Below are 4,361 nucleotides of genomic sequence, written 5' to 3' on the forward strand. Positions count from 1 at the left end.
GACGGCCCCCGGCGGCTGCCCCCGTCGAAGCCTCGCCCGTCGACCGCTAGCCCGCGTCGACCGCCCGCCCCGCCCGTCGCCCGCCCGCCCCGTCAGCCGCCGACGTACGCCGCGAGATGCTCGCCCGTGAGAGTCCTACGGTCCGCGACCAGGTCCGCCGGGGTGCCCTCGAAGACGATCCGGCCGCCGTCATGACCCGCCCCCGGGCCCAGGTCGATGATCCAGTCCGCGTGCGCCATCACCGCCTGGTGGTGCTCGATGACGACGACCGACTTCCCGGAGTCCACGAGCCGGTCCAGCAGCCCGAGCAACTGCTCGACATCGGCCAGGTGCAGGCCGGTCGTCGGCTCGTCGAGGACGTACACCCCGCCCTTCTCCGCCATGTGGGTCGCCAGCTTGAGCCGCTGCCGCTCCCCGCCGGACAGCGTGGTGAGCGGCTGTCCGAGGCTGATGTAGCCCAGTCCGACGTCGGACAGCCGGCCGAGAATCGTGTGCGCGGCAGGCGTACGCGCCTCGCCCGCGCCGAAGAACTCCTCCGCCTCGCCCACCGACATCGCGAGCACCTCACTGATGTCACGGCCGCCGAAGCGGTAGTCCAGCACCGACGCCTGGAACCGCTTCCCCTCGCACTCCTCGCAGGGAGAGGCGACACCGGCCATCATCGCCAGGTCGACGTAGACGACCCCGGCACCGTTGCACGTCGGGCAGGCGCCCTCGGAGTTGGCGCTGAACAGCGCCGGCTTCACCCCGTTGGCCTTCGCGAACGCCTTGCGGATCGGGTCGAGCAGTCCGGTGTACGTCGCCGGGTTGCTGCGCCGCGAGCCGCGGATCGCGCTTTGGTCGACCGACACCACCCCGTCCCGCCCGGACACCGAACCGTGGATCAGCGAACTCTTGCCGGAACCGGCGACACCCGTCACCACGGCGAGCACCCCGAGCGGGATGTCGACGTCGACGTCGCGCAGGTTGTGCGCCGCCGCGCCCCGGATCTCCAGCGTGCCGGTGGGCTTCCGTACCGTCTCCTTGACGGCGGCCCGGTCGTCGAAGTGCCGCCCGGTCAGCGTGCCGCCGGCCCGCAACCCCTCGACGGTGCCCTCGAAACAGACGGTGCCCCCCGCCGTACCGGCGCCGGGCCCGAGGTCGACCACATGGTCGGCGACGGCTATCGTCTCCGGCTTGTGCTCCACGACGAGCACCGTGTTGCCCTTGTCCCGCAGCCGCAGGAGCAGGTCGTTCATCCGCTGGATGTCGTGGGGGTGCAGGCCCGCGGTCGGCTCGTCGAAGACGTACGTGGTGTCGGTCAGCGAGGACCCCAGGTGCCGGATCATCTTGACGCGCTGCGCCTCGCCGCCCGACAGCGTGCCCGACGACCGGTCGAGCGAGAGATAGCCGAGACCGATCTCCACGAACGAGTCGAGGGTCTGCCGCAGGGTGGTGAGCAGCGGCGCCACCGACGGCTCGTCCAGGTCGCCGACCCAGGCGGCCAGGTCGCTGATCTGCATCGCGCAGGCGTCGGCGATGCTGATCCCCCCGATCTTCGAGGAGCGGGCCCCCTCGCCGAGCCGCGTACCGTCGCACTCCGGGCAGGTGGTGAACGTGACCGCCCGCTCCACGAACGCGCGGATGTGCGGCTGGAGCGCCTCCTTGTCCTTCGAGAGCATCGACTTCTGGATCTTGGGGATCAGCCCCTCGTACGTGATGTTGACGCCCTCGACCTTCACCTTGGTCGGCTCCCGGTGGAGGAAGTCCCGCATCTCCTGCTCGGTGAACTCACGGATCGGCTTGTGCGGGTCGAGGAAACCCGACTCGGCGTAGACCCGTACCGTCCAGAAGCTGTCGGACTTCCAGCCGGGGATGGTGAACGCGCCCTCCGCCAGCGACTTGGAGTCGTCGTAGAGCTGGCTGAGGTCGATGTCGGAGACCGCGCCCCGGCCCTCGCAGCGGGAACACATGCCGCCGGTGCGGTTGAAGGTCGCCTTCACCGTCTTCTTGTCGCCGCGCTCGACGGTGATGGCGCCGCTCGCCCGGACGGAGGGCACGTTGAAGGCGTACGCGCCGGGCGGGCCGATGTGCGGCTGCCCGAGCCTGCTGAACAGGATGCGCAGCATCGCGTTGGCGTCGGTGGCGGTGCCGACCGTGGAGCGGGGGTCGGAGCCCATCCGCTGCTGGTCCACGATGATGGCGGTGGTCAGCCCTTCGAGGACGTCGACCTCGGGGCGCGCCAGCGTCGGCATGAACCCCTGGACGAACGCGCTGTACGTCTCGTTGATCAGCCGCTGCGACTCGGCGGCGATCGTGTGGAACACGAGCGAGCTCTTGCCCGATCCCGAGACGCCGGTGAACACGGTCAGGCGCCGCTTCGGGATCTCGATGCTGACGTCCTGGAGGTTGTTCACGCGCGCGCCGTGCACGCGGATCAGCTCGTGGCTGTCGGCGACGTGCGGCGCGGGGGACTGCGCGTCCGCCCTGGGGGCCCTGCTCATCGTGTCTCCATCTGTCGTCCTCGTCGAACGGTCCAGGACCGCTCAGCGGACCTCGTTGATCCGGATCAGATTGCCCGCGGGATCACGGAAGGCACAGTCCCGTACACCGTAGGGCTGGTCGGTCGGCTCCTGGACGACCTCGGCGCCGGCGGCCTGGATCTGGGCGAAGGTGGAGTCGACGTCGGCGGTGGCCAGAATGATACGGACGTACGTGCCCTTCGCCATCATCTCGGTGATGGTACGGCGCTCGTCGTCGGTGGTGCCTGGGTCGCCGGCCGGCGGCTCCAGGACGACGGACGTGCCGGGCTGGCCGACCGGGCCGACGGTGATCCAGCGCATCCCGCCGTATCCGACGTCGTTGCGCACCTCGAAGCCGAGGGTGTCGCGGTAGAAGGCCAGGGACTCGTCGGCGTCGACGTGCGGGAGGAACGTGGTGTGAATCGTGAGGTCCATGCCGGTCACACTAGGTGCGCCCCGATGTCCGCGCTTCTCGATTCCTGACCGGTCGCGTCACCTGTTTTGTGACACACGGCGGCATCTCCGCCGCCGCGCCCGCCGTGCGGCGTCGGTACGTGCTGGGCGGTACACCGACCAGCTCGGTGAAGCGGGTGCTGAAGGTGCCCAGCGACGAACAGCCGACCGCGAAACACACCTCGGTGACGCTGAGGTCCCCCCGCCGCAGGAGCGCCATCGCGCGCTCGATACGGCGGGTCATCAGGTACGCGTACGGTGACTCGCCGTATGCGAGCCTGAATTCGCGGCTGAGGTGCCCGGCCGACATGTGTGCCCCACGGGCGAGCGCCTCGACGTTGAGCGGCCGCGCGTACTCCCGGTCGATCCGGTCGCGGACGCGGCGCAGCCGCGCGAGATCGCGGAGGTGCTGTTCCGGGGTGGGTCTGGTGGTCACTCCGGAAGCGTGCCATGTCGCGCCGGAGGTGACCAGTGTGATCAGGGCCGGTGCGCGCCGGGCGCGGTGTAGGTGAGGTGGGCGGGATCGAGCGCCCGCAGGAAGTCCGGGGCGTCGAAGAGTTCCCCGGCGGCGGCCACCCCCGCCCGGCGGGCCCGGCCGTCGAGGATCCGTACCGCCGCCTCCACCACGAGGGGTGCGGTGACCGCGTAGATGTCACGGCCGGACGCCGTCGCGCGGCGCTCCTCCCCGGCCCGTCGCGCGAGCACGTCGACCACGAAGGTCTGGGCCGAACGCCCGGAGCCGTCGGCCGCCGTGGGCGGGGGAGTGCCTGGATCGCCCAGGTCGTGCAGGGGCGCGTGGTTGATACGGACGCGGATCTCCGGCACCCGCAGGTGGCGGGAGATGGTGACCTGGTCGGCGGTGGACAGCGCGGTGACCTCCTGGACGCCCAGCGGGGGCGGGAACGGCCAGGTCTCCGTCCGTGGCGGGCCTTCGGGTGACGTGGGTGAGGCGGGCGGCGGGGGCGGCGGGACGAGCCGGTTGCCGGTGAAGACCAGGTGGCGGCCCGCGTTGCGGCGTGCGGTCGCGCGGGTGCCGCGGGTCGGCAGCCAGCTGTCGAGGGCGATCGCGATCGTGAGGTCGTCCGCGTCCGGCCAGTCGCCCATCGCCGCGCGGGCCAGCAGGTCGCCGAGCCCGCCGTAGAACGCCACCGACGGGGCGACCACCACTCCGGCCACGCGGGCCCGGAGGGCGTACCGCTCGAACGTCTCCAGCGCGACGGCCTGCTCGGCGGCCACGTCCAGGTAGGGGATGCCGGCCCGCAGCGCCGCGTCGATCACCGGGGCCGCGGTGTCGGCGAAGGGGCCCGCGCAGTTGATGACCGCCTCCGCGACCGACAGGGCGCGGTCCAGGGACGCGGGATCCGCCAGCGACACGGCGTGGGTCTCCGCTCCGGGGTGCGCCCGGGC

The 4,361-nt window shown here is 71.6% G+C and carries 4 protein-coding genes; all 4 read right to left on the reverse strand.

From position 1 onward, the window contains the following. Positions 1-92 precede the first annotated feature (92 nt). Positions 93-2,483, reverse strand: coding sequence for an excinuclease ABC subunit UvrA (locus GT042_RS30175; protein ID WP_161311869.1), 2,391 nt, complete (start codon positions 2,481-2,483; stop codon positions 93-95). Between the two features lie 42 nt (positions 2,484-2,525). Continuing rightward, positions 2,526-2,936 (reverse strand): VOC family protein, encoded by a 411-nt coding sequence (locus GT042_RS30180; protein WP_161311870.1) that lies wholly within the window; start codon positions 2,934-2,936, stop codon positions 2,526-2,528. Between the two features lie 10 nt (positions 2,937-2,946). Further along, positions 2,947-3,390 carry a helix-turn-helix transcriptional regulator gene (locus tag GT042_RS30185; protein WP_161311871.1) on the reverse strand — a complete coding sequence of 148 codons (444 nt, stop codon included), beginning with the start codon at positions 3,388-3,390 and terminating at the stop codon, positions 2,947-2,949. A 41-nt stretch (positions 3,391-3,431) separates the two neighbouring features. After that, the coding region (locus GT042_RS30190; protein WP_161311872.1) for a saccharopine dehydrogenase NADP-binding domain-containing protein at positions 3,432-4,361 on the reverse strand (930 nt) is incomplete at its 5' end.

Origin of the sequence: Streptomyces sp. SID3212 (assembly GCF_009865405.1) — a bacterium.
In the GTDB taxonomy this organism is placed as follows: Bacteria; Actinomycetota; Actinomycetes; order Streptomycetales; family Streptomycetaceae; genus Streptomyces.

Excerpts from the sequence above, each read along its gene's own strand:
- GT042_RS30175 (WP_161311869.1), bottom strand. The coding sequence starts at position 2,483 with ATGAGCAGGGCCCCCAGGGCGGACGCGCAGTCCCCCGCGCCGCACGTC.
- GT042_RS30180 (WP_161311870.1), bottom strand. The coding sequence starts at position 2,936 with ATGGACCTCACGATTCACACCACGTTCCTCCCGCACGTCGACGCCGAC.